Source organism: Shouchella sp. JSM 1781072 (genome assembly GCF_041949915.1).
In the GTDB taxonomy this organism is placed as follows: Bacteria; Bacillota; Bacilli; order Bacillales; family Bacillaceae_D; genus Shouchella.
This window is the reverse complement of record NZ_JBHFQE010000001.1, coordinates 1,542,030-1,567,639: the sequence shown is the minus strand read 5'-3', so window position 1 is coordinate 1,567,639 and position 25,610 is coordinate 1,542,030. Positions and strand designations below refer to the sequence as shown.

Here is a 25,610-nt window from a genome sequence, read left to right as displayed (position 1 = left end):
GCCAATGGAGGGAATGATTTTGACGATCGTTTCTTTTGCTTATCTGGTATGATAAACAAAAAGGGGGAAACGGTGTGGATCAAAAAGATAAACTTCAATATGCGCAAAAAGACTATCATGCCTTTTGTCTCGTCTTTTTAGGAATTGGTTTCTTTTTAACCATTGGTTTATGGCTTCCCGAGCCACATCGTGTAGAAACATCGGTTCCTCTTGCGATTATTTTAGGCGTATGCTTGCTTTCTTCAAGCTGTTGTTATGGCTTATCTTGGTTAGCCAATGTGAAGTTGCAACGATTAAATAATGAGTAATAAAAAAACGGCCTTACCAACTTGGAGGAAGGTCGTTTTTATCGTTTCATGTGACTAATAAACTCCTGCAAAATGCGTGCGGTTAGACCCCAAACCATATGGTTCTCATAGCGATAAAAATATTCGGCAGTGCTGTATTGTTTTTCGCGATAAGCACGTGGATTTGCAATTCGATCGATTGGAAAATTTGCGCCAGGCGAGATGGTCACATCGACATAGCCCACTTCAGGTTCGTGGGAAAGCAAATAGGAAACAGGAATCGTAAACCAGTCCTCAACTTCATCTTTATTTGGCTGGATGTGATCAATCGAGTGTACGTACGCAATAAAAGGATGAATAAGCCCGCGCCTTGGCGACTCAATCTTACTCATAGGAGCAAGGACGTTCACATCTTTTTCAGGTATGCCAAATTCTTCATAGAATTCTCTGAGAGCCGCCTCTTGCGGATTTTCGTCACTCTGGTCAATTCTCCCACCTGGAAAACAAGTTTCACCAGGTTGAGCGTTTAACGTAAGGGCACGAACTTGAAATAGAACATGAATCTCGCTATTTATTGACACAAGAGGCAGTAAAACCGCCGCATCTCGAGCTACTTTTCTGCTATTTGGCGTGTGCAGCTTTTGTTTAATTTCCTCTAAATTCACGTATAAACGCCTCCATTAAAAATACTGTTAGATCATATTACAATCTTACTGAAACGAAAAGGAACATGCCTTATAGTATGAAGTAAGGAAAGGATATAACCCTTGCTTTCTAATTGTTCTTTCTTGTCTCTCTCCCCAATCGGGCGACCATGATGATCATGGTCGCCATTTTTTTAGTAGATTAATGAGAGGAATTCATCTTTACTAATTGATCCAAAATACGCTTTTAAATCGTCAGCATCAAGAACGTTACTTAGTTCAGTAGCATCATAACGTTTTCCGATCAATTTCGCTTCTAAACTACTAACATCCGCAACCCCAAAGAAATCACCAAAGATTTTACAGTCGCTAATGACGCCTTTTTTTACGTTCAAGCGTAAATCAATCGTGCCGATTGGGAATCGCTTAGATCGCTGTATATCGAAAGAAGGAGACTTTCCATAGTTCCAATCCCAATTACGATAGCGCTCCGCTGATAAAGCATCAATTTCTTTCCACTCAGCTTCTGTTAGCTTATGCTCAGGTACTTCGTCTTCTGTGTCAAAAATATGTTGAATTAGCAGCTTTTTGAACTCGTCCATTGTAACAGGATGTTCAAGAAATTCAGCTATGTTTGCGACACGGCTACGAATGGATTTAATGCCTTTTGATTTTATTTTTTCATCCTTAACGCGAAGAGCAGAGACTACATTTTCAATTTCAGATTGAAGCATTAAGGTCCCGTGGGAAAACATTCTCCCTTTTGTAGTAAATTGAGCATTGCCGGAAATTTTTCTTTCCCCAACTTGAAGATCATTACGTCCACTTAGCTCAGCATCAACACCAAGTTGTTTTAACGCTTGTACAACAGGCTCTGTGAACTTTTTGAAATTATGAAAGGAATCACCGTCATCTTTTGTTATAAAGCTAAAATTCAAATTTCCTAAATCATGATAAACGGCACCACCGCCAGAGAGACGACGAACGACGTGAAGATTGTTGTCGTTCACATAATCGAGATTGATTTCTTCAAATGTATTTTGATTTTTCCCGATAATAATCGAGGGTTCATTAATATAAAACAGTAGGTACGTTTCATTGGCATCGAGGTTTTTTAAGGCCCATTCCTCAATGGCTAAATTAATTCGTGGATCGGTAATATTGGCATTGTCGATAAACTTCATTTCTAGAAACTCCTTTCAATACTTGTACATCTCTTAGTATACTCATTTTAAAAGGGTAAATCGAGTAATTCGGTTTTAGTTATTAGGTGGCAACTCGCTTCACTGAATAAATTCAAAAAAGACAAAGGAAATTTAATTCCCTTTGCCACGACTGTGCTTATAAAATTCATGAAACAGCTTCATTAATGCGCGTTTCTCAATCCGTGATACATAACTTCGTGAAATGTTTAGTTCTTTTGCTATTTCTCGCTGGGTCCGCTCTTCTTCCATATTTAAGCCGAACCGGCCAATGACCACTTCCTTTTCACGCTCATCAAGAACATGAATGTACTCATAGATCTGCTTTTTTTCCATCTCAGCTTGTAAAATGTCGACGATATCGTCAGCATCTTCTTGTAAAATATCGATAAGACTAATTTCATTTCCTTCCTTATCGGTACCAATTGGATCGTGAAGGGATACATCTTTTTTCACTTTCTTAAGAGCTCTTAAGTGCATGAGAATCTCGTTTTCTATACATCGCGCCGCGTACGTAGCTAATTTTGTGCCTTTACCATCAGAGTAGCTTTCAATTGCTTTAATTAAGCCAATCGTCCCAATGGAAATAAGGTCTTCTGAATCTTCCCGTGTATTTTCAAATTTCTTGACGATATGAGCGACGAGTCGTAAATTATGCTCGATTAGAAGGTTTCTTGCGTCTTGATCTCCTTGAGCAGCAAGTTGTAAGTATTTTTTTTCATCATCTTTGTTCAAAGGTTGAGGAAAAGCATTGTTTTTAACATAAGATACAAAAACGACGACTTCTTTCATAAAAAAAGAAATGGCGGCTAAAATTCCCGACATATGTTCACCTCCTCCATATACCTATGCAGCCTTAGGCATGTTTGTGTCTGTACATAAAAAATACACGACTCAAGTGAAGCATCTGCTAATAAGGAAGAGTCACAATTGCTTCCTGCGTTTAAATTTGGTAGGTTGGATGAGTGAATCTTTTTTTGGAACAATGAAACAATGATGCGATGATTTTTAGACAAATAAATGGGTGGGGGGAAAGTCAATGGAGTTATTATCTCATTGTCATATCGCTTTAACAGCTTCTCGTAAAGTAGAGGAAATGCAGGAATTAATAAGAAAACAAGGGGGGACGAGCGAGGTTCGATCGATGCAAGGAACAGTAACGGAGGATGAAGCGATTATCAAGGAGATGATACTTAGCAGTTTGCACACTCATCATGATTGGTTTGTCTTCACTACTGGAATTGGACTGCAAACCTTTTTAACTCATGCTGAGCAGTTAGGTGTTAAAGAAGCTTTTATAGATAAGTTGAGACAAGCACGCATAGCTGTAAGAGGGTATAAAGCCATCGCCGCTTTGAAGAAAGAACAAATTCCTTATGAGGTTGCGTCAGAGGATGGTACAACAAAGGGCTTACTACATAAACTAGATTTTATCGATTTCAACGACCAAAAAGTGATTGTTCAACTGTATGGAATTGCTTCACCAGAAATGGAAGCATTTTTTGAAAGAAAAGGGGCAATACTTACAACCTGGTTGCCGTATCACCATTATGCGCCTGACGGTAGCGTAGTGGATCATCTTTTAAATGAGCTAATGGTTAAGAAAGTCTATCATGCAATTTGTTTTACTTCTGCTTTACAAGTGAAAGCGCTGTTTAAATATGCGAAGAAACATGGGCGTGAAGAGGATTTAAAGAGCTGTTTTGAAACGGATGTTATCGCAACGGCAGTTGGCAAAGTAACCGCAGAAGCACTAACCGAGTCCGGCGTTATAAGAGTTGTCTTTCCTGAAAAGGAACGAATGGGGGCTATGATCATTCATTTAGGGAAGTATATGGAGCAATATAGATAAAAAGCTTGTTGTCTATTTAGACAACAAGCTTTTTTTAATCTTCTTTTGGTGGTTTATTTGTTTTGTATGTTTTCTTTCTCGCTTTTTTCTCATTTAATTTCTTTGGGCGTTCTTCATTTTTCTTCTGTTTCCGTTCTTCTTTTAACCGCTTTTTTTCCGCACGTTCTTGCTTACTTTTGAACTGGCGTAGTTCAGCAATTTCTCGTAGTAAGCGTCTCTGATTGACTTCCTTTTTCAAATGTTCATGTCTCAACGCCTTAAATAGGGAAATGACCATTAGCAACATAATAATCGAAAAAGGAAATGCAACGACAATCATTGTATTTTGTAATCCTTGTAAACCGCCACTGTATAGCAATACTGCTGCCGTTGTTGACATCAGAATGCCCCACAGAATCTTAATTTTCGTTGGCGGATTGAGGGAGCCGTTAGTAGACTGGCTTCCTAAAACATGAGTTGCCGAATCGGCAGAAGTAATAAAAAAGACAGCAATTAAGAAAATCGTTATATAAGAAGAAATGGTACTAAACGGCATCGTTTCTAAAACACCGAAAAGGGCTTCTTCCTCTGCTAAGGATGAAATCGCAGCTAATCCTTGTGATTCAATCGAGATTGCTGTGCCCCCTAAAAATGAGAACCAGACAAAGCCTACGATAGGAGGAACGAGTAAAACACCAATCACAAACTCTCTTAACGTTCGCCCTCGTGATACACGAGCAATAAACGTGCCGACATATGGAGACCAAGCCATCCACCATGCCCAATAGAAAAGTGTCCAGGCGTTAATCCATTCACGATGCTCAGAGCTATTTGGCGCAATATTAAAACTTAACTCAGGTAACGATTGTATGTACTGCCCGAGCGTATTTGTAAACAAATTGAGTGAGTAAAGGGAAGCACCGAAAATCATAAAGAATAATAACATAAGCATAACTAAAACCATATTCATGCTACTTAATATTCGAATTCCCTTATCTAAACCGGTACTCGCAGAAATTAAAAACAATACAGTGATAACGATAATTATGACGAGCTGCAAACCAAAACTGTTTGGGAACTCTGTTAAAAACGAAATCCCGCCGTTCATTTGTGCAGCACCAAAGCCTAATGTTGTTGCAATTCCTGATAAAGTCGCAACGATGGCAATAACATCAATCATCTGTCCCCAAAATCCTTTAGGGTTAATGAGCGGAGAAAGAGTGGCACTTATTAAGCCTGGCATATCTTTTCGAAAGTTAAAATAAGCGAGGCAGATTGCTACAATCGCATAAATTGCCCAACCATGAAATCCCCAATGCAAGAAGACATATTTTAGCGATTCTAATGCCGCTTGACCTGTGTTTTCATCTGCTGTAGGTGCTTCAATTGCATAATGGGCAATTGGTTCCGCTGCACCGAAAAACAATAGTCCAACTCCGAGACCAGCACTAAACAAAAAGGCGAACCAAGTTAAATAGCCGTACTCAGGCCGATCATCTTCTTTTCCTAAGCGCAGTTTTCCAAAAGGACTTACAACAAAAAACAAACAAACTAATAAAAAGATCGTAACGACAATCAAATAGTACCAACCAAAAACATCAGCGATAAAATTTCGGACTGTTGCGGTTACAGATTCGAGCTGAGAAGGAAAAATAATACCAATTGCAACAAAGATGATTAAAATTCCCAGTGTCCAATAAAAAACATTTGTCAGTTTACCGACAGGTTTATTCTCCAATGAAATGTCTCCTTACCTAAATATGTATTAAATGGGCATAAGCAGATTATAAAGATCAATTGCTTGTATGTCTAATTTTAATAGAGATTCTATACAAAAAAATGAAAAGACGTATTATTTTGTGAATGGCAGGTTGGTTTTGTAGTGGTCGACATGCTTAGAAATGAAGGTCATCACTGGTAAGGGCTTCAAAAAAGACGATCATTCATTTAGAATAGCGGACAATTTTTCTACAAGTACAGAAACTAGACTCATTCTCACTCCTTCGCATTTTCGCTCACCAATTTTTATATTACTACGAACATTTTTAAGATCGTTGCCGATTGTAAAATTAGCCGTTGTGAAAGGAAGTTGGATTCATGTAGGGTTATTTGCTTAAAAAAAAAATCATGCACCACGAAAATTGGGTTACTCCTTTCAGCTCTATGCATGTCGTCCACACAATCAAAGTATGTGCATCGAGCATACGATTTATAAGCTGTTCATATACAGCAATAAAATAGGAGGAGCTATAAAATGGATTATTTTAATTGCGATAACATTCAACGTTTTTCAAGAACTCCTCGTAATGGAGGAAGTTTTCTACCTGACGCAGGTCCAACCGGTCCAACCGGTCCAGCAGGTCCGACGGGTCCAACAGGTCCCCCAGGTGGAGGAACAGGGATTACGGCTATTACCGGCCCAACCGGCCCGCCAGGTCCAACAGGATCGCCTGGTGCTACAGGTATTGGACTAGATGATATTATTCCATTTAATGAACTGGTACGACCTAGTTTAGTAGCAGGTCAGTTTACCTCATTTAACGGAAGCGTCTATCGAGTGCTAGTCAACGCACCTGCAGGTGTTCCAGGAACATCACCTGAATATGAACTCATCATTGGTGATGGAGGAGCGACAGGAATTACAGGAATTACAGGTCCAACTGGCCCAGCAGGTCCAACAGGATTAGACGGAGCAACTGGTCCAACCGGCCCAGCAGGTCCAACAGGATTAGACGGAGCAACCGGTCCAACTGGCCCAGCAGGTCCAACAGGATTAGATGGAGCAACCGGTCCAACTGGCCCAACAGGTCCAACAGGATTAGACGGAGCAACCGGTCCAACTGGCCCAACAGGTCCAACAGGATTAGACGGAGCAACCGGTCCAACTGGCCCAGCAGGTCCAACAGGATTAGACGGAATCACGGGCCCAACCGGTCCAATTGGTCCAACAGGATTAGATGGAGCAACCGGTCCAACTGGCCCAGCAGGTCCAACAGGGGTAACAGGTGTTGGACTTGATGGTGTTACGCTTTTTGATCCTGCTACCGCTCCAGCATTAACTGCAGGTGAATTGGTATCATTTGAAGGTTCTGTTTATCGCGTCTTAGTAGACGCTCCAACAGGAACACCAGGTGAGTCAGCTGATTTTGAATTAGTCCTTCCTAGTCTTGGTGTAACTGGCCCAGCAGGTCCGACGGGTCCAACCGGTCCAGCAAGCCCTACAGGAGAAGCGCTAACGTCTACGTATGCATTTGGTACGAATGGCGGATCAACAATTGCAGTTGTTCTTGGCGGTACGACGGTTCCAGTTCCTGATAATCAGTTAGCGGCTGGAATAACGGCAACAGGAGATGGATTTACAATTGACACTGCGGGAACGTATAGTATTTCTTATAATGTGAATCTGACAGCTGGACTGTTGCTAGGGTTACGACTTACTGTTAACGGTACACCACTTGCTTCTTCGGAAGTATCTCCAGGTGTAGCTGTTACAAATATTCCAGGAAATGTTGTAGCAGATTTGGCGGCTGGTGATATAATTGAGCTAGAATTATTTGGATTATTAGGCGCTGCTGTATTAGTAGATGGTCAAGGTGCAGCACTAAGAATTGTAAGAATCGCATAATGGTAGAAAAAGGCTTACCGAAACAAGTGGTAGGCTTTTTTCTACTTATTAAAGGTGTTTTAAAGGGGGGTTGAATTGGAGTGAAGGCGATGTGCCCAGTGATTTGTTGGCCCATACCCATGTCCGATATTTAATGAATGTGCGATGGCAGCCGATGTATAGTGCTTTGCTTTTTGCACAGCAGCAAAAACAGGAACACCTTTTGCTAATTCTGCGCTAATCGCGGCAGAAAACGTACATCCTGTACCGTGTGTATGGTTTGTATCCGTTCGTGGTGCGTCAAGAGTATGATAGCCATCATCTGCACTATAGAATACGTCTATAGCATCTCCTTGGAGGCTGCCACCTTTGACAACTGTGTACGTCGCGCCAAGTTCATGAACAATTCGTTTAGCTGCTTTTTTCATATCATCAACGGATTCGATTTTCATTTCAATTAAGTCTTCTGCTTCCGCAATATTTGGTGTAGCGATAGTGGCTAGAGGAACGAGTGTATCTCGCAAAAACGATCGTACATCTTTTTCAAGTAGGGCATCGCCATTCTTAGCCATCATGACTGGATCACAAATGTATGGAACGTTCGTAAGTTTATCGAGTTTATGACTTAAAAGAGCCATCATGTCTTTTTGCGCAATCATGCCTGTTTTAATGGCATGAGGATAAATGTCGTCCAGCACTGCATCTAACTGCAATTCAATCATTTCAATTGGAAGGTGATGAATGCCTCTGACACCCGTTGTGTTTTGTGCCACGATGGATGTTAAGACGGACATGCCATAAACCTCTAGTTCTTGAAACGTTTTAATATCAGCTTGGATTCCCGCTCCACCTGTTGGGTCTGTACCAGCTATTGTGAGTGCACGACGAATTGATTCCATTATATAATCATCCTTTCAACAAAAAAACGACCGCACAGAAAGAGGCGGCCGTTTTTTGAGCAATAGTCATTGCTTTCCACTTCCCTACGCTAGTTTTACCTAGATCAGGTTGAAGAGTTAAAGGTTTCCCTTTTCTCAGCATTCATGCACCCCTAGTGGAATTTATTTTATACAGTTTGTGCAAATCTTATGAGTTGACTGCGTCTTTTAATTGCTTACCAGGCTTGAACGCAGGGTTTTTAGTTGCTGGAATTTCGATTTCTTCTCCTGTTTGCGGGTTGCGTCCTTTTCTTGCTGAACGCTCTCTAACTTCGAAGCTACCAAATCCAACAAGTTGAACTTTCCCTCCGTTTACTAGAGAATCAGTAATACCTTCAAATACAGCGTCAACTGCTTTTGACGCGTCCTTTTTAGAGATTTCTGCTTGCTCGGAAACTGCATTAATCAGATCTGTTTTGTTCATCTGTAAAAACTCCTTTTCTTTACATAGAATAACGTATTATTCTTTTACACGAGAATAATATGTATACTTAAAATCCGCTTTTAAAGCGGGCAGACGTTACTGCCTGCCCTTAATTTACTCATGAATCCTGCTACTGTCAAGCTAAAAGCAGTAATTTTAGCCAGTTAAGCAATAAAAATAGACTTATGAATCAATTTTTGACGATTCATGTTGAAATGAGGCGTTACACTTTCTTTACCCTAATGTTGCTAATCATTAAACCAGATAAACAAATCATAAAAATAACAAAAAATGTTTCGGGTAATTGATCATTAAAAAGTGTTGAAAAGGCCAAGATACACCCTGCGCCTGTAATTGGTAATCCAATAAATTCATTAGGAGAATCTGTAATGTTAAAGCGTGCAAGTCTTAAAGCACCACATAAAATAAAGAGAACAACGGCAAGTCCGCCTACAAAACTTAACGGCATTAATGTGGCTTGTTGGACTAGTAGAGCAGGGGCCACACCAAATGATACGAGGTCACTTAAGGAATCAAGTTGCTTTCCGAGTTCTGACTCAATTTTTAATCGCCTAGCTACCATTCCATCAAAGCGATCAAATAAAGCTGCAAGAGCGATAAATAAAAATCCGTACCAAATACTTCCTTGTAAAATAAACATAATTGCGGTTATCCCAAGGCCTAAATTAATAAGCGTTAATCCATTCGCAATTTGACCTTTAATTTTTTTTCGAGTCGAGACTAATTGATTTAATAAGAACACGTACATTTCACCTCTTTTCGAGTTTATTTACGTGCTATAATACCAAAGTATACCATAAAAAAGCGGGCAATGATGCAAAAAGCATTAAAGGTGATGAGATGAAAAGGAAATTTTTTCAAATGAGTATAGAACTAACAAATCGTCAATGGAGCTCAAAACTGTTAAAACAATTTACGAAATCAAAGCTTAGTAAGCCGTTTATTCCAATGTTTATTAAAACTTATAAGATTAATCATGAAGAAGCATTGTTGCCATATAAAGAGCATGGAAGTTTACATTCGTTTTTTACGAGACAAATTGAAATGAAAAATCGACCTATTAATCAAGAAGAAAAGAGTGTTGTTTCACCAGTTGATGGAAGATGTGAAGAGACAGGAGAAATTAAACAAGATGCCACATTTATTGTGAAGGGGCAACACTATCGCTTAGAAGATATGCTGCAGTCTAAAGATCAAGCGGAGAAATTTGAGGGCGGTACGTATGTCATTCTCTACCTAAGCCCAAGTGACTATCATCGAATTCACAGTCCTTTGAATTGTCGCCTGTCTGCATCTAAAACGTTAGGAAGCCGCTCCTACCCGGTGAATGAGCCTGGATTGAAGTATGGAAGAAAACCTCTTTCGCACAATTATCGAATTGTCAACGACTTGTATCAAGGTACCATTCAATGTGCGATGATTGAAGTAGGCGCAATGAACATTAACTCGATTGTTCGAACAAAAGCAGGGAGTTTATGGGAGAAGGGTGAAGAAGTCGGTTATTTTTCGTTTGGTTCTACGGTTATTTTATTGTTTGAGAAAGATGTATTTTCACTAGCGTTGCATGATAAAAATGTAAAAGTAGGCGAAAAGATTGGTACTTTGCAAGCAAAAAGTAGCCAACCTCTCGTAAAAACAAATGTTCTTTAAGCTTTATGAGTGAGTTTCCTTCATTCATGAAGCTTTTTTTATCGAACTGAGCCGATGTTTATAAAAAAACGGACATAAATCATAATTTATGTCCGTTACTCTACGCTGTACTATTCATTTTTTGCAGGTGATGCTTTCTCATTATCATAATAGGGCTTCATTTCGTCTCTCACCGACTTTTTCGACATAGGGATTCCTATTCGGTAAGCGGATCTAGAAATCAGTAGTGCCGCAACAGGAGTCGTTAAAAAGACGAATAAAATCGTGAGGAGTAATTTGCCGATAAACAGATTATGTTCATACAGAAAATAAACAAATGTTGACGTCATGATTAAAATAACGCTAGCTGTTGCATTTTTTCCAGTTGCATGAAGGCGAGAATAGACATCCGGAAAGCGAATGAGACCTATACCCGCAGAGAGACTAAAAAACGTTCCTACAGATAACAAAATGATGATGATCCATTCAGTCGCGGTCAAATAAATTCCCCCTTTCTAGAAACTTGGCAAGCGCAACAGAGCCAATAAATGCAAGGATTGCAACGACAAGCACAACTTCTGTATAAGCCATTGTATCTTGAAGAATCATTAAAATCCCAACAAAGCCAATTAACATTAAACCTAGTGTATCAAGAGCGGCGATTCGATCTGAATGTGTTGGCCCAATAAAAACACGGATGATGCACAATAAAGCTGCTCCACATTTTATTAATAAGAGCCAGGAGAGGATTGTTTCAAACATTATCTCCGTGTCACCTCCAGTATTCCACGTTCAAATGTATTCTGAACGGAATGGATGATTTCGTCTCTATTACGCGCATCTAGTGCATGAACAAAAATAACATTGGAATCTAGTGAGAATTCAATCGATAGTGTTCCTGGTGTCAATGTCATCATGACAGCGAACATCGTTTTTTCTGTTTCTGTTTCCAGTCGAGTAGGGACCGCGACGATTCCCGGTGCAACGTCCATTTTCGGACTTAATGCCGTTTTCATTACACTCACATTTGCGATGGCTAGCTCTTTCATGAAGATCAACATTAATTTAATAAGTGACCATACGCGAGCAAAGTAAAATTCGTATCCTTTAAACCGAATCAGTACAAGAACAACGAAAAAACCAATCGTATACCCTACGACAAAATCGACGATGGTGAAGCTATTCTGAAACAGCATCCAAACAATGGCAAGAACGACGTTAATTAGTAATTGAAAAGCCATACTGTATCTACTCCTTCAGAACCGATTCGATATATACTGCTGGATCAAGAAGTTCATTCGCAATTATTTCTGTATATGCAAAAAATGGTTCTGCAAAAATACCTAGAATAATCGTTAAAAGAACAAGTGGTGAAATGGCTAATAATGTTGGTGCGATCGATGTATTCGCTTGTTCTTTCGTATGCTGTGGTGCACCCCAGTAGACATTCATGAAAATCTTAATCATGGAAAACAGCGTCAGCATCCCAACAAATAGTGAAAGAAAGACTAAGAAATAACTTGATTCTTCTGCAGCAGCTACAATTAACGGGAATTTACCGAAAAAGCCACTAAGCGGAGGAATTCCAGCGATGGATAAACCAAGTATTAAAAACGACCACGCAAGGGTAGGGTGTGTTTTCAATAAGCCACCCATCTTCTTAAGATCCGTTGTTCCTGTAACCTTTTGAGTCGCTCCTGACATTAAGATTAGGCCGGTTTTAACAATCATGTTATGGGCCAGGAAGTAAACAGCTCCTGCGAGTGCGAGGGCCGTATTTAAGCCAATTCCCATAATCATATAGCCAATCTGACTAATGATATGAAACGATAAAATTCGTTTGTAATCAAATTGTGCGACGGCGCCTAATACGCCGAGCAACATCGTTAAACCACCAAGGACTAACATAATCGTTTGGTGGGTGAAGCCAACATCGAATGTAAAGACAAGTGTATACATCCGGATAATACAGTACACGCCTACTTTTGTAAGCAGTCCACCAAATAAAGCTGTAACGGCTGTTGGAGGGCCGACATAAGAATGTGGCAACCAGAAGTAAAGCGGGAATAGGGCTCCTTTTGTAGCAAAAACTAAGAAAAGAAGAACGGCGATCACTTGAAGTGCGCCAGTTTGTTCCACTTCCGCTACACGCTCTGCCATATGTGCGAAATTTACCGTTCCTAAAACGCCATAAACATAAGCAATTGCGACAAGAAACAACATAGATGAAAATGCGTTAATAACGGCATATTTAAACGTTTCTCTAAGTTGAAACTTCGTGCTCCCTGTTACCATTAAAGCATAAGAAGCGAGTAGCATGACTTCAAAGAAGACAAATAGGTTAAATAAGTCTCCAGTTAAGAACGCGCCATTTACACCAGTTAGTAAGAAAAAGAATAACGGATAAAAGAAATAGCGTTCTCTTCTCTTATCAATGGTTGTAAAGGCAAAGAATAAGCAGGTTGCGCCTACAATACTTGTTAATACGACCATGAAGGCTGCTAAATTGTCCGCAACAATGGCGATTCCAAATGGAGCCTCCCAGCCACCTAATCCAATGGAAAGTGGACCATCTGTATAAACAAGCCAAGCAATGTACAAAGATATCCCAACGAGCGAAATAGCTGTAATCGAGCTAATCACTCGTTGAAGAAGGTGTTTCTTCGCTAATAAAATTAACAACGTTCCCATTATAAAAGGGACAATAATCGGCAGCATCACAATATTATTCATCTTCAGAACCCCTCAACTTATCAAGATCTTCCGTTTTGTTGACTTTATAGGTTCGATAGGCAAGAACAACAAGAAATGCTGTAATACCAAAACTAATAACAATCGCCGTCAGAATCATGGCCTGTGGCAAAGGATCTGTTGCCTCGCTACCTGAAATATCGACAAGTGGTGGTACACCTTGTCTTAAACCAGCCATTGTTAAGAGAAGCATATGAGCGCCATGTGAAATAAGCATGATGCCGATAATAACCTTTAGTAAACTTCTGCAAAGGATAAAGTAGGTTCCAACTGCAAAAAGAACGCCGATGGCAATAAACATTAAAAGTTCCATAGTTATTCATCCTCCGCAATTGTTACTGTTGCCGCCATTGCCATACCTACAACGACGAGGTAGATGCCAAAATCAAACGGGACCGCGGTTGTTAACTCAACTTCCCCAAAGAAGGGGAGGTCAAAGTAATCAAAGTATTGAGTGAACATTGCATCGCCAAACACCGGACCAATTAAACCAACAAAAAGGGAAACGAACAAGCCTGTTGCCAAAATTCCAGGGTATGAAAAGCGGATGATTCGGTTTGCTACCCGTCTGTCAAAAATGACATAAATTAAAATAAACGCACTTGCTGTCATTAGTCCCCCAATAAAACCGCCACCAGGGTTGTTATGTCCAGCAAAAAACAAATAGAAGGAAAACGCAACGAGAAAATAAATGGTAATGGTAATTAAAATCCGTTGCATGACGTCATGGGATTTTGAATACTTCACACGTCTTCGCCTCCTTTAAATCGTAATTTCACCATCATAAGAATCGCTAGGGCTACGATGGCAAGGACGAGTACTTCTAAAATGGTATCAAGTCCACGGAAGTCAACAAGAATAACGTTAACCATGTTTTCTCCGCCTGCTTTATCGTAAGAATTCTCGATAAAGTATTCAGCTATTGGTGTGAAATTCGCATCGTTTCGTAATGCAAAAGATGCTGTACCAATTAAGAAAACGAGTAAGCCAACCCCAACTGAAAGCACCACATGTAATGATTTTCGAACCCTTGAGCCAGTTTCTTGCGTGACTTCTGGTAAATGTCTGAATGCTAGAAGCAATAAAACAACGGTCACGGTTTCGATGAGTAGCTGTGTCATAGCCAAATCTTGTGCACTAAATACCGCAAAGAGTAGGGCCATTAAAAAACCAACAACACCAACGGTAATAATTAGTTTCACTCGTTCTTTTATAAAGAAAAGAGAAAGCGTACTGATAACAAGTAAGAAGATAATTCCGTATACGAATACAGGGGCTTCTTCAGTTGGTGTAAAGGATAAGGTGAAACTATCTGACCGAACAAAGCTATAAGTGAGAATGGAGACAATAAACAGGAGCATGTAAGTGAAATAATCTTTTAGCCGTCCTGTCATTTGCACATTCGTTATCCATTCGGATCCAGTTGAAAGACCGGAAAGTGTTTTGTCATAAACGCTGTTAAACGGATCACGATCCTGTTGCATAATCGAAAGTTTTTTCCATTTTGGGTAGGTCATATAAAGCGTTGCACCAAACCCAATAACTCCGAGTGACATAAGCAATTCAGTATTCACTCCATGCCATAGACTTAAGTCTAAAGCTAGCTGATCAGCTGGCAAATGTGGCAAAATGCTGGCAACGGCTGGCTCAATCACTGTAGGAATTAATAAATTTGGAAATAATCCTAGAACGATCACAAGGCCACCTAATATAACAGGGCTAATAAGCATGCCAAGAGGTGCTTCGTGTACGTCTTTTGAAAAGTTTGCTTTCTCAAATTTACCAAAGAACGTTTTAAAGAATAAAATGGCGCAGTATAAAAATGTAAAGATACTTGCAATCCAAGCAACTACTAAGATGACAAATCCCCACGTTTCAACACCAGAAAAATTCATCGACGTTATTTGTAGAAGCTCAGTGAAAAACATCTCTTTACTAATAAAGCCATTAAACGGTGGAATTCCTGCCATTGAGGCTAGTCCCACTAGCGAGATCGTAAACGTTACAGGCATGATAGTCATTAGACCACCAAGTTTCTCGATGTTTCTCGTACCTGATTCATGGTCAATGATCCCAACAGCCATAAACAAGCTACCTTTAAAGGTTGCGTGATTAAATAAGTGAAGAACTGCGGTGAAAATTGCAGCAGAGTACACGAGGTTTTCATCAATTGTATCTCCTGTAAAAGATGCGGACCCAAGTCCTAATAAAATCATGAGAAGTCCTAATTGGCTAATCGTTGAAAACGCAAGAATGCCTTTTAAATCTTTTTGTCGAACCGCGGAGATCGAACCCCAGGTTAACGTCACCAGTCCAGTTATGACAATTATCCAAAACCACTCAGGTGCACCTGCAAATATAGGTGTCATCCGTGCAACTAAGTAAATTCCTGCTTTAACCATTGTGGCAGAGTGGAGATATGCACTAACAGGAGTAGGGGCTTCCATTGCATCTGGTAACCAAAAGTGAAATGGGAATTGTGCTGATTTTGTGAATGCACCTAGTAAGACTAAGATCATAGCGGGGATGAAGTATGGACTTGCCATAATAATATCGCGTTGATCAATTAATGCTTGAATACTAAATGTACCTGTCTCCATATAAAGAAGAATAAAGCCGGCCATCATCGCAAAGCCACCAAATACGGTAATCAGCATAGACTTTCTAGCACCAAAAATCGAACCTTTGTTTGTAAACCAATAACTAATTAGTAACGCTGAAGAAAGACTCGTAATTTCCCAAAAAATATAAAGCACCATTAGATTGTCCGATAAGACAATACCAAGCATGGCCCCCATAAACATGAGAAGATACACGTAAAAATTAGCAAGCTGTTCTTTTGTTTTATCAAGGTAGAAAATGGAATAAAGGACAACCAAAACACCTATACCTGTTATTAACAAGGCAAACAGCAGGCCCAGCCCATCAAGATATGCATCGAAGTTAATGTCTAAAGATGGAACCCAAGCCATTTCCTCTAAGACTGACCCACCGTTAGCCGTGTCTTGAAGTCTTGACACAAAGTACGCAAACAAAGCTGCTGGAATAAGCATCGTAATCCAACCGGTATGTAGACGTTTGGTAAGTGGATAAATCAATGGGATGACAATTGCTGCAATAAATGGCAGCAGGATAGCAAGATGTAGGCTTGACATGTTTAACCTCCTTTAAGTAATGAGCAAAATTACATGAATCTCAGCCATTATAGCGTAAAAAATTTAAACTTGCACATTTTTATCCTTGACTTTTTTGTGATCAACCATTCCATTTAAATAGGATGAAACTCAACAAAAACAAGAAAAAATGTATAAGATCTTAATAAAAACGCCACCTTTATAAAAAAGGAGGCGTTTTATTATTCGCACACGGACGAAAGTATATGTGTCATCGGCAATATTCCTCTGTATGTTCAGCGCAAGTTGGTATGTTTGCGATACAAATGATCTATACTCGAAGACAGTTACAGATCGTGAAGGAATTCAATCATTACAGCAAGATGATGAGTTGTTTGCACCGCGACAATACATTAAATTAATCCCTAAAAAAGAACGGTTAGAAGGAGAGGAGGCAAGGTAGATGCTTCCTCTTTATTTTGGTTTTGTATGTGAAGTAGGTCGTAGGTAGAAATGACAGACAGTTAAGATGTTAACTTGACTCGATCGTGCAATGAACGCTTGTACAACTCTTTATAAATCAAGTCAATAAAATCTTGATTTAATTTCAGTTCCAATGCTTTTCGATAGGTTTCAATCAGCAATTCGTCTGACAAGTTTTCCATTTTCAGTCCCTGCTCCCAAGCAGGTTCACCTCCTGTGCATACATACATACGACCATAAATTTGTTTGATTTCTTGTATCCTACCATGATCAATCGTGCAGAACAACCGTTCGTTTTATCCACAATCGGACGTGAATAACTTGTGGGTTAATTGTGGGCAATGTTTGAATAATCTTAATGTACTAATGTTTATAACGTGTATAACGTTATCCACAGGTTGAGTAATTGTATATTTTTGTCGAAAGATTTTATCGATTTTTCTCCATTCCACGTTAGAAGCAATGTTTTATTTGAAATAAACGTGTGTAGCAGGTATAGTTGATGTTTGACTAATAGTTTTTTGATTGAAAGAGAAAAGAGGTGTGCGTGTGCTTAATCGCCTAACGCCAGATCAATACGTGAAAAGTATTTATGAAATAGATTTCTCACTTTTAAAAGATAAAGGAATAAAAGCCGTCATTACAGACTTAGATAATACGTTAGTAGAATGGAACCGCGCTGAAGCGACACCTGAAGTACAAGAGTGGTTTAAACGGTTAGATGAATTCGGGTTGAAGGTGACCATTGTCTCTAATAATAATGAGAGAAGAGTTCGGGCGTTTTGTGATCCTGAAAAACGTGTGTTTATTCATAGTGCGAAAAAGCCTAGACGAAAAGCTTTTAGACAGGCTTGTGAGCGAATGGAAGTGAAAACGGAAGAAACTGTTGTGATAGGCGATCAAATTTTCACAGATGTTCTTGGTGGAAATCGTGCTGGTATTCATACAATTCTCGTAGTACCTGTCACACAGACAGACGATTGGATGACAAAAGCAAATCGAAAAATGGAACGCTATGTCCTAAGAAATATGAAAAAAAGAGGGCTTATTGAGTGGGAGGATAACAAAAGCAATGAGTAATTACGAAGAAGAATTTTTTTGTTCTGGGTGTGGTGTGAAAATCCAAACAACCGAACCGAAAAAGGCCGGCTACGCGCCTGCTTCTGCATTATCAAGGGAACAGGTTGTATGCAAAAGATGCTTTCGACTCACTCACTACAATGAAATACAGCCAAGCGGTATTTCCGATCAAGAGTTTTTAGACTTGCTTCATACCCTTAGTAACAAAGATGCGTTGATTGTGAAAATTGTCGATGTTGTTGATTTATATGGTAGTTGGCTCTCAAGTATAAGCCGCTTAATAGGCAAAAATAAACTTCTTCTTGTCGCCAATAAAATTGATTTAATGCCTAAGTCAATGAATCGAAAAAAATTGCATCACTGGTTGAAAAAAGAAGCAAGTGATCAAAGCTTAAAACCTGTGGAAACCATGATTATTAGTACAGTGACAGGGGAAGGCATTGATGAAACGATTTCTGTTATCGATGAAGTAAGAAACGGCAAAGATGTTTATGTTGTAGGAAGTGCAAATGTCGGAAAGTCCTCTTTCATTAATCAACTATTAAAGCGACATGGGCATGAAAGTGATCCATTTATTACAACCTCTCACTTCCCGGGTACAACACTCAATATGATTCAAATTCCATTTGATGAACAAAAAGCTTTATACGATACGCCTGGGATTATTAACCGACACCAGTTGTCTCATTATTTAAGTCCAAAAAGTTTAAAACAAATTACGCCGACTAAAGAAATTAAACCGATGGTGTTTCAGTTAAATCCAGGACAAACCTTATTTATTGGGGCATTGGCGCGATTAGATTTTATTAAGGGTGAGCGCACATCATTTGTCGTTTATGTGTCAAATCAATTATCGATCCACCGCACAAAGTTGGAAAAGGCGGACCAGCTATACGATACACATGTTGGCGATTTATTACAGCCGCCTACTAGTGAAGATGATGAAGCGGTATTTAATTTAAAGAGCCAAACGTTTAAATTACATGAAGAAGAAACGGATATTGTTTTTTCTGGTCTAGGCTGGATAACAGTAAAAGGGGCAGGCGTTACCGTTAATGCACATGCCCCACAAGAAGTAGCGATTTCAAAGCGCACATCCATTTTGTCGTAAAAACGTTTAGGAGGGTCGTGAAGTGAAGAAGTTTGCTTTAATAGGGAAACCACTTGGTCATAGCAAAAGCGCAAATATTCATCAAGCTGCATATGAACAGATGGATATACAAGCAAGTTATCAGTCATTGGAAACAGCCGAGGATCAAGTGAAAGAAATCATTGATCGTATTCGAGCTGATGAAATTTCTGGTCTTAACGTAACGATTCCTCATAAGGTTGCGGTCATGGCGTTTTTAGATGAAATTGATGAAGACGCCAAAGCGATTGGAGCCGTCAATACCATCAAGAAAGTCGGCGACCGTGTAATTGGGTATAATACAGATGCAGAGGGCTTTAAAGAATCGTTACTTGATAAATTAAAGACGACTTCTGTTAAGCAAAAGAAAATACTGGTGATTGGAGCAGGTGGGGCTGCGCGAGCAATTGTGCATGTTCTTGCAAAAGACGGTGCGCTCCTTTCACTGACCAACCGTACCCATCAGAAAGCAGAAACGTTAGCTGCGATGTCCCCTTTTGACGTCAATGTAATAACGAAAGCTGATGCGGAGAAGACGTTGGAACAATTCGATATCGTAATTAATACAACATCTGTCGGGATGTCTTTAGCAAAACAAGAATTGCCGCTTCAGCTGACTTTCTTACACCGTGAGACGTTAGTCTGTGACCTCATTTATAACCCATTAGAAACGGTGTTGTTAAAAGAAGCGAGGCTGAAGGGCAATAAAACGTTGAATGGTGTCGGGATGCTCGTTAACCAAGCTGCGTTAGCAATCGAGCTATGGACAGGAGAAAAGCCAAATCGAGCCATTATGGAAAAAACATTATTAACTGAAGTAAAGGGATAACGGAGGAACAACATGTTAACAAATAAACAAAAGCGTTTTTTACGAGGAAAGTCACACACCATTCAGCCAATCTTTCAAGTTGGTAAAGCTGGCGTGAATGAGAATATGATCACACAAATCAACGAGGCCCTTGAGGTAAGAGAACTAATAAAGGTTTCCATCTTGCAAAACAACATGGAAGAGAATGATTCAGTTGCAACTGAAATTGTTAACGGAACTGGTGCGGATGTGGTGCAATTAATTGGGAGCACAATCATTCTTTACAAAAAATCGGTAAACAATCCTACCTTGCAATTGCCGAATTAGTCAGGAGGAAGACAATGCGACGAATCGGCTTGTTTGGTGGGACGTTTGATCCACCGCATCACGGGCATTTATTAATTGCCCAAGAAGCCCAGCTAGCATTACAACTTGATGAAGTTTGGTTTATTCCAGTGTCAGATCCCCCACATAAAGTACGTAACGAATTAACATCAGGTGCGGATCGCTTGGCATTAACACAAGCGGCAGTGGCTTCGCAATCTACGTTTAAAGTACTGGATCTGGAAATCGAACGAAAAGGTAAATCGTATACGTTTGATACAGTAGAACAGTTGACAAATCAATTTCCAGAAGACCATTTCTACTTTCTCATCGGCGCAGATATGGTCGAGCAATTGGAGAAATGGTACAAAATTGATCAACTAAAAAAGATGGTGACGTTTGCGGCGTTTGATCGCCCTGGTTCGCACATTTCTGCTCATAAAGAAGTCGAACATATTCCGTTTTTAGAAGTAGAGATTTCATCTTCGCTCATCCGAAAACGAGTCCAGGAAGGCAAACCGATTCGTTATTTTGTACCAGAATCAGTGCGGGAACTCATAAAGGAGCGTTCTTTATATGGCAATTACAGCTAAAGGGGCTTGGGAAATTGTTCGCCATCACCTCACTGAAAAGCGATTTCAGCATACAATCGGTGTGGCTGAGACTGCAGTTCGATTGGCTAGACAGTATCATGTAGATGAGGAGAAAGCGGAATTAGCGGCGATTGTTCATGACATATGTAAGTACCATGATACAGATGAGATGGCGAACCATTTAGCTGCTAAAGGCGAAACACATTGGGCCGTATTTGGTCGAGAGTTGCTTCATGCTCCTTATGGTGCACTGTATAGTAAAAATGAGCTACACATTGAAGATGGCGACATTTTGCAAGCTGTTCGATCCCATACTACAGGACGCGCTAACATGTCTAGGTTAGAGCAAGTACTCTTTGTGGCAGACTATATTGAACCAAATCGTTCATTTCAGGGTGTGGAAAAAGCTCGGGAGCTAGCAGACATTCATTTAGATCGAGCCTGTCAGTTTAGTTTAAATAATACGATGAATTACCTTCTATCAAAAGATTTGCCGATTCATCCGTACACAATTGAAGCATACAATTATTATACGTTGAAAGGGGAACAAGAGATTGAATCCATTTTTAAAATTAGCCGTTCATACGATTGACGATAAGCGAGGTCATAATATTACCGCCTTGGATATGAAAGGAATTTCACCAATTGCTGATTACTTTGTTATTTGCCATGGTAATTCTGAAAAACAAGTTCAAGCGATTGCCCACGAGCTTAAAAAAGTCTTTCAAGAACAAGGACAAGATATTAAAAGGCTTGAAGGATATGATAAAGCACGCTGGGTGTTGCTTGATATTGGCGATGTCGTTATTCATATTTTTCACAAAGAAGAGCGAGTTTATTACAATTTAGAAAAGCTATGGGGAGACGCGCCTACCGTCCCTTTACAAGAGGTTATTAGCCAATGATGAAACCAGGAGAATTAGCTACTCTTACCGTGATAAGAGAAGCTTCTTTTGGCTTTTTTCTCACGGATGGCAACGAAGATGTATTGCTTCACAAAAATGACTTAACAGAGTCGGTTTCAATTGATGACCGCTTAGATGTGTTTCTTTATCATGATCACCAAAACCGCTTAAGTGCCACCATGAAACAACCTATTATAAAAAACGATGAAATTGGCTGGCTTGAAGTCGTACAGGTACGTCCGACTCATGGGGTGTTTGTGTACAACGGCATTTCACGTGATTTATTTATATCAATGGACGAACTGCCTCAAGATCGCATGGAGTGGCCGCAAAAAGGGGATCACTTATGTTGTTCGTTAACGTGGGATAAAAAAGGGCGATTAATGGGACGGCTCGTAAAGGGTGGACCCATTACGGATGCAGCGATTAAAGCGGATCAAGACTGGCTTAATCGCGATGTGTCGGGAATCATCTATCACTTTCTAGATGAAGGGGCTGCGATACGAATTAAAGACGGCCCCATTGCCTTCTTACATCAAGATGAAGCGGATGGAATACCTAGGCTCGGACAAACCATTACTGCAAGGGTTCAATTTGTACGTGAAGATGGTCGCGTGAATGTATCCCAGCGGTTAAAACGGACAGATCAGCAAGATATCGATGCTAAAAAAGTGTTAACGTATCTGGAAGCACGCCAAAATCATGCGATGCCTTTAACGGATAAATCGACCCCTGAAGATATTGAGCGTGCTCTAGGTATGAGCAAAGCAGCCTTTAAACGGGCTTTAGGAAAGTTATTGAAGCAAAAGCTGATCGTTCAACAAGATGGGTTTACACACAAGGTAAAGTGATCGGAGTTGAATGAGATGAAACCTTATTTACAGTTTGCTAATATCTATGATGACCTTATGGAGCACGTTGATTATGATCGCTGGCTAACGTATATGGAGAAAGCCTTAAAAGAAAGGGGCATTCGAGCGACGACCATTTTAGATATTGGTTGTGGTACAGGAGAATTCATGATGCGAATGAATCAGGCTGGCTATACGGTTGCTGGTCTGGATTTGTCTGAAGATATGTTAACGGTCGCGCACCAAAAATTACAAAGTGCTGGTTATCCTGCTCAAGTTTTTCATGAAGATATGAGTCAGTTTTCAGGACTAGGTCGTTACGATGTTATTACGATTTTTTGCGATTCGTTAAACTATATAAAAGAAGAAGAGGCTTTTAAACAAGTGTTTTTACGCTGCTACGATGCATTAAATAATGGAGGTTTATTGTTATTTGATGTCCATTCTCCTTTTAAAATGAGTCAGTTTGATCAAGCGACATATGCAGATGATGGCGATGGGGTAGCGTATATTTGGCATTCCTTTACAGGAGACGCACCGAATAGTGTTGAGCACGAACTAACGTTTTTTATTGAGCAAGAGAATGGACTTTATGAACGTGTAGAAGAGCTTCATCAAGAACGAACATTTAATGAAAAAACATACACGAAGTGGTTGGAAGAATCTGGGTTCAAAGCTATTCAAGTTACTAGTGACTTTTGTGACGAACCCCCACATGCTAAAACAGAGAGATTTTTCTTTTCCGCAATAAAAGAAGCAGGAACATCGTAAGAAAGAGCGAATAAGTTAAAATAAGTTAGGAAGTCCTAACTTATTTTAACTGGAACTCTTGTACGAGCTTTTGTTTTTCTGATGAAAATTTTTCTTCGGTTAATCGAAACAACGATCCGAATCCATCCCCTACTAATTGATCCAAATGTGCAATTCCAACACCTGTGATACCTCCAGGCACACATACACGTTCTTGTAACGTTGGTAATGTGTAATACCCTTCCTCTAGTAGCTTTCCTAAACCGATCAACATCGATGTTGTTAATTCAGTTGCTTCTTTTTCTCCTAATGGTGTTTCCGAGACTGCTCCTTCAATAAATCGCTGTGCCATAAACGCAAAAAACGCTGGTCCACAACTAACGATATCAGATGATACTCGCGTTACATTTTCGTCAATAAACAAAGGACTTGAAATGGTTGAAATGAACGCAAGGATTTCCTGTTCATCTTCTTGGGTGCAGCGATTACTAAAGCTTACAAGAGTGGAGCCAGACTGTGCGCGATTTAGTATGCTAGGAATAATCCTTCCCACCTTACATGGAAACAGCTCCTCTAAATGTTCAACTGAAACTGGGCTAGTAATCGAAATCATTACATGTTCGTTTGTAAGAAAAGGTGTGATAGTTGGTGTAAGTACTGGTATATCTTTTGGTTTTACGCAAAGAAAAATCCATTTACACGTTTCCGCTAATTCTTTAATAGAAGGAGCAATCATGACACCAGGATACTTTTCTTGAACGGCTTTTGCTTTTAAAACCGTTCGATTAATAATGACAATGTCTTTTTCTTCTATCGACTTCGCTTCTAATAATGTATCTATTAACATACTACCCATACTGCCTACTCCAATAAATCCGACTTTCATGTAAAAACCTCCCTTAAGACGTAGCTTTACTCATGTTATGCAAGACTGCTTGGTTATCATTCCAAGATTGATGAGGAGGTAGAGTGTGAAAAACCGTATCATAGAATTTGTTAAAAATGGCTATACAGCAACCGGGGCATTGGGGCTAAGTGTATTGATCCTTCTTTTTTTGTTCGTACAGGGACTTAACGGGGAAGAGGCTGACGATAGCGTGTTTTCTGAACCTGCATTTTTAACAAGCGATGCGGTTGAAGAAGAAGCCGATAATCACACGGCTTTACCGATTATCGTCGATGTGAAAGGCGCAATTGAACAACCTGGGGTCTATTCATTTATAGAAGGAGACCGAGTAGATGATGCGATTGAGCGGGCCGGGGGATTTACAGAAACGGCTGAGGTTAACCAAGTGAATTTAGCGCAAAAATTAATCGATGAACAAGTGATATACGTTCCAGAAATCGGAGAAGAGCCTATTCAGGTAGCGATTGGTGCAGGAGGAAGTGGGGGGCAGGATGAAGTAGGGAAAGTCAATCTTAATACAGCCTCTGTGGAGGAACTTCAGGCATTACCAGGAATTGGCCCTTCGAAAGCAGCTACAATTGTACAGTATCGAGAGGAGAATGGGTTGTTTCAAACCGTTGAAGACATTAAAAATGTAAGTGGAATTGGCGAAAAATCGTATGAATCATTAAAAGACGCTATTAGTGTTAAGTGAGCATAGATTGACGGAAGCTGCAAATCACTTTAAACTCTTACTATGCATGAAAAAAGGAGCACGATCATGGAACGCATCTCATGGGATTTATATTTTATGTCACAAAGTCAATTGCTATCTTTGCGGAGTACGTGTCCGAGATTGAAGGTAGGCGCTACGATTGTACGAGAAAAACGAATTATTGCAGGGGGCTATAACGGGTCTGTATCAGGTTCAGATCACTGTCTTGATCAGGGTTGCTATGTCGTAGATGGTCATTGTATACGTACCGTTCACGCCGAAGTAAATGCGCTGTTGCAATGTGCTAAATTCGGCGTCCCAACGAAGGGTGCGGAAATCTATATTACGCATTTTCCGTGTGTACATTGTGCGAAGTCATTAATTCAAGCAGGCATCTCCAAAGTTCACTATGCCAAAGACTATAAAAATCAACCATATGCCGAGCAGCTTTTTGCTGAAGCCGGAATTGATTGTATAGAAGTTGAATTAGATCCATCCGTACTTGATGAATTTTTTCACGATAAACTAGCATTAACAACAGAGCTATTGCAAGAAGTTGAACAGCTAGGTGTTTCAGATGAGCGACTTGAAGAATTAGCCACTAAAACACAATCCATTTATTTCTCTAAAACAAGTGAATAA

Annotated in this window: 32 protein-coding genes and 1 riboswitch; of the genes, 16 read left to right on the top strand and 16 right to left on the bottom strand. The window is 39.9% G+C overall.

The window, feature by feature from the left end:
• The first annotated feature begins 74 nt into the window (after nucleotides 1–74).
• Nucleotides 75–308: a hypothetical protein gene (locus tag ACE1TH_RS08365; protein ID WP_099300351.1), complete on the top strand. Its 234-nt coding sequence runs from the start codon at nucleotides 75–77 to the stop codon at nucleotides 306–308.
• A 38-nt stretch (nucleotides 309–346) separates the two neighbouring features.
• Here ACE1TH_RS08365 and ACE1TH_RS08360 read toward each other — a convergent pair whose 3' ends face one another.
• From ACE1TH_RS08360 to sigK, 3 genes are all read right to left on the bottom strand, one after another.
• Nucleotides 347–952, bottom strand: coding sequence for an NUDIX hydrolase (locus ACE1TH_RS08360; protein WP_375078717.1), 606 nt, complete (start codon nucleotides 950–952; stop codon nucleotides 347–349).
• Nucleotides 953–1,125: 173 nt separating this feature from the next.
• Nucleotides 1,126–2,115, bottom strand: a complete 990-nt coding sequence (gene lplA / locus ACE1TH_RS08355; RefSeq protein WP_375078716.1) for a lipoate--protein ligase — start codon at nucleotides 2,113–2,115, stop codon at nucleotides 1,126–1,128.
• A gap of 132 nt (nucleotides 2,116–2,247) precedes the next feature.
• Nucleotides 2,248–2,958 (bottom strand): RNA polymerase sporulation sigma factor SigK, encoded by a 711-nt coding sequence (gene sigK, locus ACE1TH_RS08350; protein WP_099300354.1) that lies wholly within the window; start codon nucleotides 2,956–2,958, stop codon nucleotides 2,248–2,250.
• 214 nt (nucleotides 2,959–3,172) lie between these two features.
• Between sigK and ACE1TH_RS08345 the strand changes: the two genes are divergently transcribed.
• Nucleotides 3,173–3,985 carry a uroporphyrinogen-III synthase gene (locus ACE1TH_RS08345; protein WP_375078715.1) on the top strand — a complete coding sequence of 271 codons (813 nt, stop codon included), beginning with the start codon at nucleotides 3,173–3,175 and terminating at the stop codon, nucleotides 3,983–3,985.
• Between the two features lie 34 nt (nucleotides 3,986–4,019).
• On the opposite strand, the gene ACE1TH_RS08340 is transcribed toward ACE1TH_RS08345, so the two are convergent.
• On the bottom strand, nucleotides 4,020–5,702 hold the full coding sequence (locus ACE1TH_RS08340; RefSeq protein ID WP_099300356.1) for a BCCT family transporter: 1,683 nt from the start codon (nucleotides 5,700–5,702) through the stop codon (nucleotides 4,020–4,022).
• Nucleotides 5,703–6,218: 516 nt separating this feature from the next.
• On the opposite strand from ACE1TH_RS08340, the gene ACE1TH_RS08335 reads away from it, so the two are divergent.
• Complete coding sequence (locus ACE1TH_RS08335) at nucleotides 6,219–7,589, top strand: BclA C-terminal domain-containing protein (RefSeq protein ID WP_375078714.1); 1,371 nt, start codon at nucleotides 6,219–6,221, stop codon at nucleotides 7,587–7,589.
• Nucleotides 7,590–7,648: 59 nt separating this feature from the next.
• On the opposite strand, the gene thiD is transcribed toward ACE1TH_RS08335, so the two are convergent.
• The 3 genes from thiD to pssA all read right to left on the bottom strand — a co-directional run bounded on the left by thiD (nucleotide 7,649) and on the right by pssA (nucleotide 9,699).
• On the bottom strand, nucleotides 7,649–8,467 hold the full coding sequence (gene thiD, locus ACE1TH_RS08330) for a bifunctional hydroxymethylpyrimidine kinase/phosphomethylpyrimidine kinase (protein ID WP_099300358.1): 819 nt from the start codon (nucleotides 8,465–8,467) through the stop codon (nucleotides 7,649–7,651).
• A gap of 64 nt (nucleotides 8,468–8,531) precedes the next feature.
• Nucleotides 8,532–8,631: riboswitch (TPP riboswitch) on the bottom strand.
• Between the two features lie 23 nt (nucleotides 8,632–8,654).
• The gene (locus tag ACE1TH_RS08325; RefSeq protein ID WP_035398747.1) at nucleotides 8,655–8,930 is read right to left on the bottom strand and encodes an HU family DNA-binding protein; all 276 of its coding nucleotides are present in this window, start codon (nucleotides 8,928–8,930) and stop codon (nucleotides 8,655–8,657) included.
• Between the two features lie 223 nt (nucleotides 8,931–9,153).
• The gene (gene pssA / locus ACE1TH_RS08320) at nucleotides 9,154–9,699 is read right to left on the bottom strand and encodes a CDP-diacylglycerol--serine O-phosphatidyltransferase (RefSeq protein WP_306345932.1); all 546 of its coding nucleotides are present in this window, start codon (nucleotides 9,697–9,699) and stop codon (nucleotides 9,154–9,156) included.
• Between the two features lie 92 nt (nucleotides 9,700–9,791).
• Here pssA and ACE1TH_RS08315 point away from each other — a divergent pair, with 92 nt between their 5' ends.
• The gene (locus ACE1TH_RS08315; RefSeq protein WP_375078713.1) at nucleotides 9,792–10,601 is read left to right on the top strand and encodes a phosphatidylserine decarboxylase; all 810 of its coding nucleotides are present in this window, start codon (nucleotides 9,792–9,794) and stop codon (nucleotides 10,599–10,601) included.
• 110 nt (nucleotides 10,602–10,711) lie between these two features.
• Here ACE1TH_RS08315 and mnhG read toward each other — a convergent pair whose 3' ends face one another.
• From mnhG to ACE1TH_RS08280, 7 genes are read right to left on the bottom strand one after another with little or no spacing between them, the layout of a single operon-like run.
• Nucleotides 10,712–11,080, bottom strand: coding sequence for a monovalent cation/H(+) antiporter subunit G (mnhG, locus tag ACE1TH_RS08310; protein WP_099300360.1), 369 nt, complete (start codon nucleotides 11,078–11,080; stop codon nucleotides 10,712–10,714).
• Entirely contained in the window at nucleotides 11,067–11,342 is a 276-nt protein-coding gene (locus ACE1TH_RS08305; protein WP_099300361.1) for a Na(+)/H(+) antiporter subunit F1, read from the bottom strand. The genes mnhG and ACE1TH_RS08305 overlap by 14 nt, the downstream gene beginning before the upstream one ends.
• The gene (locus ACE1TH_RS08300) at nucleotides 11,342–11,821 is read right to left on the bottom strand and encodes a Na+/H+ antiporter subunit E (protein ID WP_099300362.1); all 480 of its coding nucleotides are present in this window, start codon (nucleotides 11,819–11,821) and stop codon (nucleotides 11,342–11,344) included. Before ACE1TH_RS08300 ends, ACE1TH_RS08305 begins: the two co-directional genes overlap by 1 nt.
• A gap of 7 nt (nucleotides 11,822–11,828) precedes the next feature.
• On the bottom strand, nucleotides 11,829–13,313 hold the full coding sequence (locus ACE1TH_RS08295; protein WP_099300363.1) for a Na+/H+ antiporter subunit D: 1,485 nt from the start codon (nucleotides 13,311–13,313) through the stop codon (nucleotides 11,829–11,831).
• On the bottom strand, nucleotides 13,306–13,644 hold the full coding sequence (locus ACE1TH_RS08290) for a Na(+)/H(+) antiporter subunit C (RefSeq protein ID WP_099300364.1): 339 nt from the start codon (nucleotides 13,642–13,644) through the stop codon (nucleotides 13,306–13,308). The genes ACE1TH_RS08295 and ACE1TH_RS08290 overlap by 8 nt, the downstream gene beginning before the upstream one ends.
• Before the next feature lie 2 nt (nucleotides 13,645–13,646).
• On the bottom strand, nucleotides 13,647–14,078 hold the full coding sequence (locus ACE1TH_RS08285) for an MnhB domain-containing protein (RefSeq protein WP_099300365.1): 432 nt from the start codon (nucleotides 14,076–14,078) through the stop codon (nucleotides 13,647–13,649).
• Entirely contained in the window at nucleotides 14,075–16,486 is a 2,412-nt protein-coding gene (locus ACE1TH_RS08280; RefSeq protein WP_375078712.1) for a Na+/H+ antiporter subunit A, read from the bottom strand. Before ACE1TH_RS08280 ends, ACE1TH_RS08285 begins: the two co-directional genes overlap by 4 nt.
• Nucleotides 16,487–16,736: 250 nt before the next feature.
• Between ACE1TH_RS08280 and ACE1TH_RS08275 the strand changes: the two genes are divergently transcribed.
• Entirely contained in the window at nucleotides 16,737–16,907 is a 171-nt protein-coding gene (locus tag ACE1TH_RS08275; RefSeq protein WP_375078711.1) for a hypothetical protein, read from the top strand.
• Nucleotides 16,908–16,968: 61 nt separating this feature from the next.
• Here ACE1TH_RS08275 and sda read toward each other — a convergent pair whose 3' ends face one another.
• A complete protein-coding gene (gene sda, locus ACE1TH_RS08270) occupies nucleotides 16,969–17,109 on the bottom strand; it encodes a sporulation histidine kinase inhibitor Sda (RefSeq protein ID WP_099300368.1) in 141 nt (46 codons plus the stop codon).
• 367 nt (nucleotides 17,110–17,476) lie between these two features.
• Between sda and ACE1TH_RS08265 the strand changes: the two genes are divergently transcribed.
• From ACE1TH_RS08265 to ACE1TH_RS08225, 9 genes are read left to right on the top strand one after another with little or no spacing between them, the layout of a single operon-like run.
• Complete coding sequence (locus tag ACE1TH_RS08265; RefSeq protein WP_099300369.1) at nucleotides 17,477–18,007, top strand: YqeG family HAD IIIA-type phosphatase; 531 nt, start codon at nucleotides 17,477–17,479, stop codon at nucleotides 18,005–18,007.
• Nucleotides 18,000–19,118 (top strand): ribosome biogenesis GTPase YqeH, encoded by a 1,119-nt coding sequence (gene yqeH, locus ACE1TH_RS08260; RefSeq protein WP_375078710.1) that lies wholly within the window; start codon nucleotides 18,000–18,002, stop codon nucleotides 19,116–19,118. Before ACE1TH_RS08265 ends, yqeH begins: the two co-directional genes overlap by 8 nt.
• Before the next feature lie 22 nt (nucleotides 19,119–19,140).
• The gene (gene aroE, locus ACE1TH_RS08255; RefSeq protein WP_375078709.1) at nucleotides 19,141–19,965 is read left to right on the top strand and encodes a shikimate dehydrogenase; all 825 of its coding nucleotides are present in this window, start codon (nucleotides 19,141–19,143) and stop codon (nucleotides 19,963–19,965) included.
• Between the two features lie 12 nt (nucleotides 19,966–19,977).
• Nucleotides 19,978–20,271, top strand: a complete 294-nt coding sequence (gene yhbY / locus ACE1TH_RS08250; RefSeq protein ID WP_375078708.1) for a ribosome assembly RNA-binding protein YhbY — start codon at nucleotides 19,978–19,980, stop codon at nucleotides 20,269–20,271.
• Between the two features lie 14 nt (nucleotides 20,272–20,285).
• A complete protein-coding gene (locus tag ACE1TH_RS08245) occupies nucleotides 20,286–20,861 on the top strand; it encodes a nicotinate-nucleotide adenylyltransferase (RefSeq protein WP_375078707.1) in 576 nt (191 codons plus the stop codon).
• The gene (gene yqeK, locus ACE1TH_RS08240; protein ID WP_375078706.1) at nucleotides 20,845–21,453 is read left to right on the top strand and encodes a bis(5'-nucleosyl)-tetraphosphatase (symmetrical) YqeK; all 609 of its coding nucleotides are present in this window, start codon (nucleotides 20,845–20,847) and stop codon (nucleotides 21,451–21,453) included. Before ACE1TH_RS08245 ends, yqeK begins: the two co-directional genes overlap by 17 nt.
• On the top strand, nucleotides 21,416–21,766 hold the full coding sequence (gene rsfS, locus ACE1TH_RS08235; protein ID WP_375078705.1) for a ribosome silencing factor: 351 nt from the start codon (nucleotides 21,416–21,418) through the stop codon (nucleotides 21,764–21,766). Before yqeK ends, rsfS begins: the two co-directional genes overlap by 38 nt.
• Nucleotides 21,763–22,617: a CvfB family protein gene (locus ACE1TH_RS08230; protein ID WP_375078704.1), complete on the top strand. Its 855-nt coding sequence runs from the start codon at nucleotides 21,763–21,765 to the stop codon at nucleotides 22,615–22,617. The genes rsfS and ACE1TH_RS08230 overlap by 4 nt, the downstream gene beginning before the upstream one ends.
• A 15-nt stretch (nucleotides 22,618–22,632) precedes the next feature.
• Nucleotides 22,633–23,388 (top strand): class I SAM-dependent DNA methyltransferase, encoded by a 756-nt coding sequence (locus ACE1TH_RS08225; protein WP_375078703.1) that lies wholly within the window; start codon nucleotides 22,633–22,635, stop codon nucleotides 23,386–23,388.
• Nucleotides 23,389–23,428: 40 nt separating this feature from the next.
• On the opposite strand, the gene comER is transcribed toward ACE1TH_RS08225, so the two are convergent.
• Nucleotides 23,429–24,253: a late competence protein ComER gene (gene comER, locus ACE1TH_RS08220; RefSeq protein ID WP_375078702.1), complete on the bottom strand. Its 825-nt coding sequence runs from the start codon at nucleotides 24,251–24,253 to the stop codon at nucleotides 23,429–23,431.
• An 85-nt stretch (nucleotides 24,254–24,338) separates the two neighbouring features.
• On the opposite strand from comER, the gene ACE1TH_RS08215 reads away from it, so the two are divergent.
• Nucleotides 24,339–24,968: a helix-hairpin-helix domain-containing protein gene (locus tag ACE1TH_RS08215; protein WP_375078701.1), complete on the top strand. Its 630-nt coding sequence runs from the start codon at nucleotides 24,339–24,341 to the stop codon at nucleotides 24,966–24,968.
• Nucleotides 24,969–25,034: 66 nt separating this feature from the next.
• Nucleotides 25,035–25,610 (top strand): ComE operon protein 2, encoded by a 576-nt coding sequence (locus ACE1TH_RS08210; protein WP_375078700.1) that lies wholly within the window; start codon nucleotides 25,035–25,037, stop codon nucleotides 25,608–25,610.

Bases quoted from the DNA above. Each gene is read 5' to 3' on its own strand.
- lplA (WP_375078716.1), bottom strand. From the start codon at position 2,115: ATGAAGTTTATCGACAATGCCAATATTACCGATCCACGAATTAATTTA.
- sigK (WP_099300354.1), bottom strand. From the start codon at position 2,958: ATGTCGGGAATTTTAGCCGCCATTTCTTTTTTTATGAAAGAAGTCGTC.
- ACE1TH_RS08345 (WP_375078715.1), top strand. From the start codon at position 3,173: ATGGAGTTATTATCTCATTGTCATATCGCTTTAACAGCTTCTCGTAAA.
- ACE1TH_RS08335 (WP_375078714.1), top strand. From the start codon at position 6,219: ATGGATTATTTTAATTGCGATAACATTCAACGTTTTTCAAGAACTCCT.
- thiD (WP_099300358.1), bottom strand. From the start codon at position 8,467: ATGGAATCAATTCGTCGTGCACTCACAATAGCTGGTACAGACCCAACA.
- ACE1TH_RS08325 (WP_035398747.1), bottom strand. From the start codon at position 8,930: ATGAACAAAACAGATCTGATTAATGCAGTTTCCGAGCAAGCAGAAATC.
- pssA (WP_306345932.1), bottom strand. From the start codon at position 9,699: ATGTACGTGTTCTTATTAAATCAATTAGTCTCGACTCGAAAAAAAATT.
- ACE1TH_RS08315 (WP_375078713.1), top strand. From the start codon at position 9,792: ATGAAAAGGAAATTTTTTCAAATGAGTATAGAACTAACAAATCGTCAA.
- ACE1TH_RS08305 (WP_099300361.1), bottom strand. From the start codon at position 11,342: ATGTTTGAAACAATCCTCTCCTGGCTCTTATTAATAAAATGTGGAGCA.
- ACE1TH_RS08300 (WP_099300362.1), bottom strand. From the start codon at position 11,821: ATGGCTTTTCAATTACTAATTAACGTCGTTCTTGCCATTGTTTGGATG.
- ACE1TH_RS08295 (WP_099300363.1), bottom strand. From the start codon at position 13,313: ATGAATAATATTGTGATGCTGCCGATTATTGTCCCTTTTATAATGGGA.
- ACE1TH_RS08290 (WP_099300364.1), bottom strand. From the start codon at position 13,644: ATGGAACTTTTAATGTTTATTGCCATCGGCGTTCTTTTTGCAGTTGGA.
- ACE1TH_RS08280 (WP_375078712.1), bottom strand. From the start codon at position 16,486: ATGTCAAGCCTACATCTTGCTATCCTGCTGCCATTTATTGCAGCAATT.
- ACE1TH_RS08275 (WP_375078711.1), top strand. From the start codon at position 16,737: ATGTTCAGCGCAAGTTGGTATGTTTGCGATACAAATGATCTATACTCG.
- sda (WP_099300368.1), bottom strand. From the start codon at position 17,109: ATGGAAAACTTGTCAGACGAATTGCTGATTGAAACCTATCGAAAAGCA.
- yqeH (WP_375078710.1), top strand. From the start codon at position 18,000: ATGAGTAATTACGAAGAAGAATTTTTTTGTTCTGGGTGTGGTGTGAAA.
- yhbY (WP_375078708.1), top strand. From the start codon at position 19,978: ATGTTAACAAATAAACAAAAGCGTTTTTTACGAGGAAAGTCACACACC.
- ACE1TH_RS08245 (WP_375078707.1), top strand. From the start codon at position 20,286: ATGCGACGAATCGGCTTGTTTGGTGGGACGTTTGATCCACCGCATCAC.
- yqeK (WP_375078706.1), top strand. From the start codon at position 20,845: ATGGCAATTACAGCTAAAGGGGCTTGGGAAATTGTTCGCCATCACCTC.
- ACE1TH_RS08230 (WP_375078704.1), top strand. From the start codon at position 21,763: ATGATGAAACCAGGAGAATTAGCTACTCTTACCGTGATAAGAGAAGCT.
- ACE1TH_RS08225 (WP_375078703.1), top strand. From the start codon at position 22,633: ATGAAACCTTATTTACAGTTTGCTAATATCTATGATGACCTTATGGAG.
- comER (WP_375078702.1), bottom strand. From the start codon at position 24,253: ATGAAAGTCGGATTTATTGGAGTAGGCAGTATGGGTAGTATGTTAATA.
- ACE1TH_RS08210 (WP_375078700.1), top strand. From the start codon at position 25,035: ATGGAACGCATCTCATGGGATTTATATTTTATGTCACAAAGTCAATTG.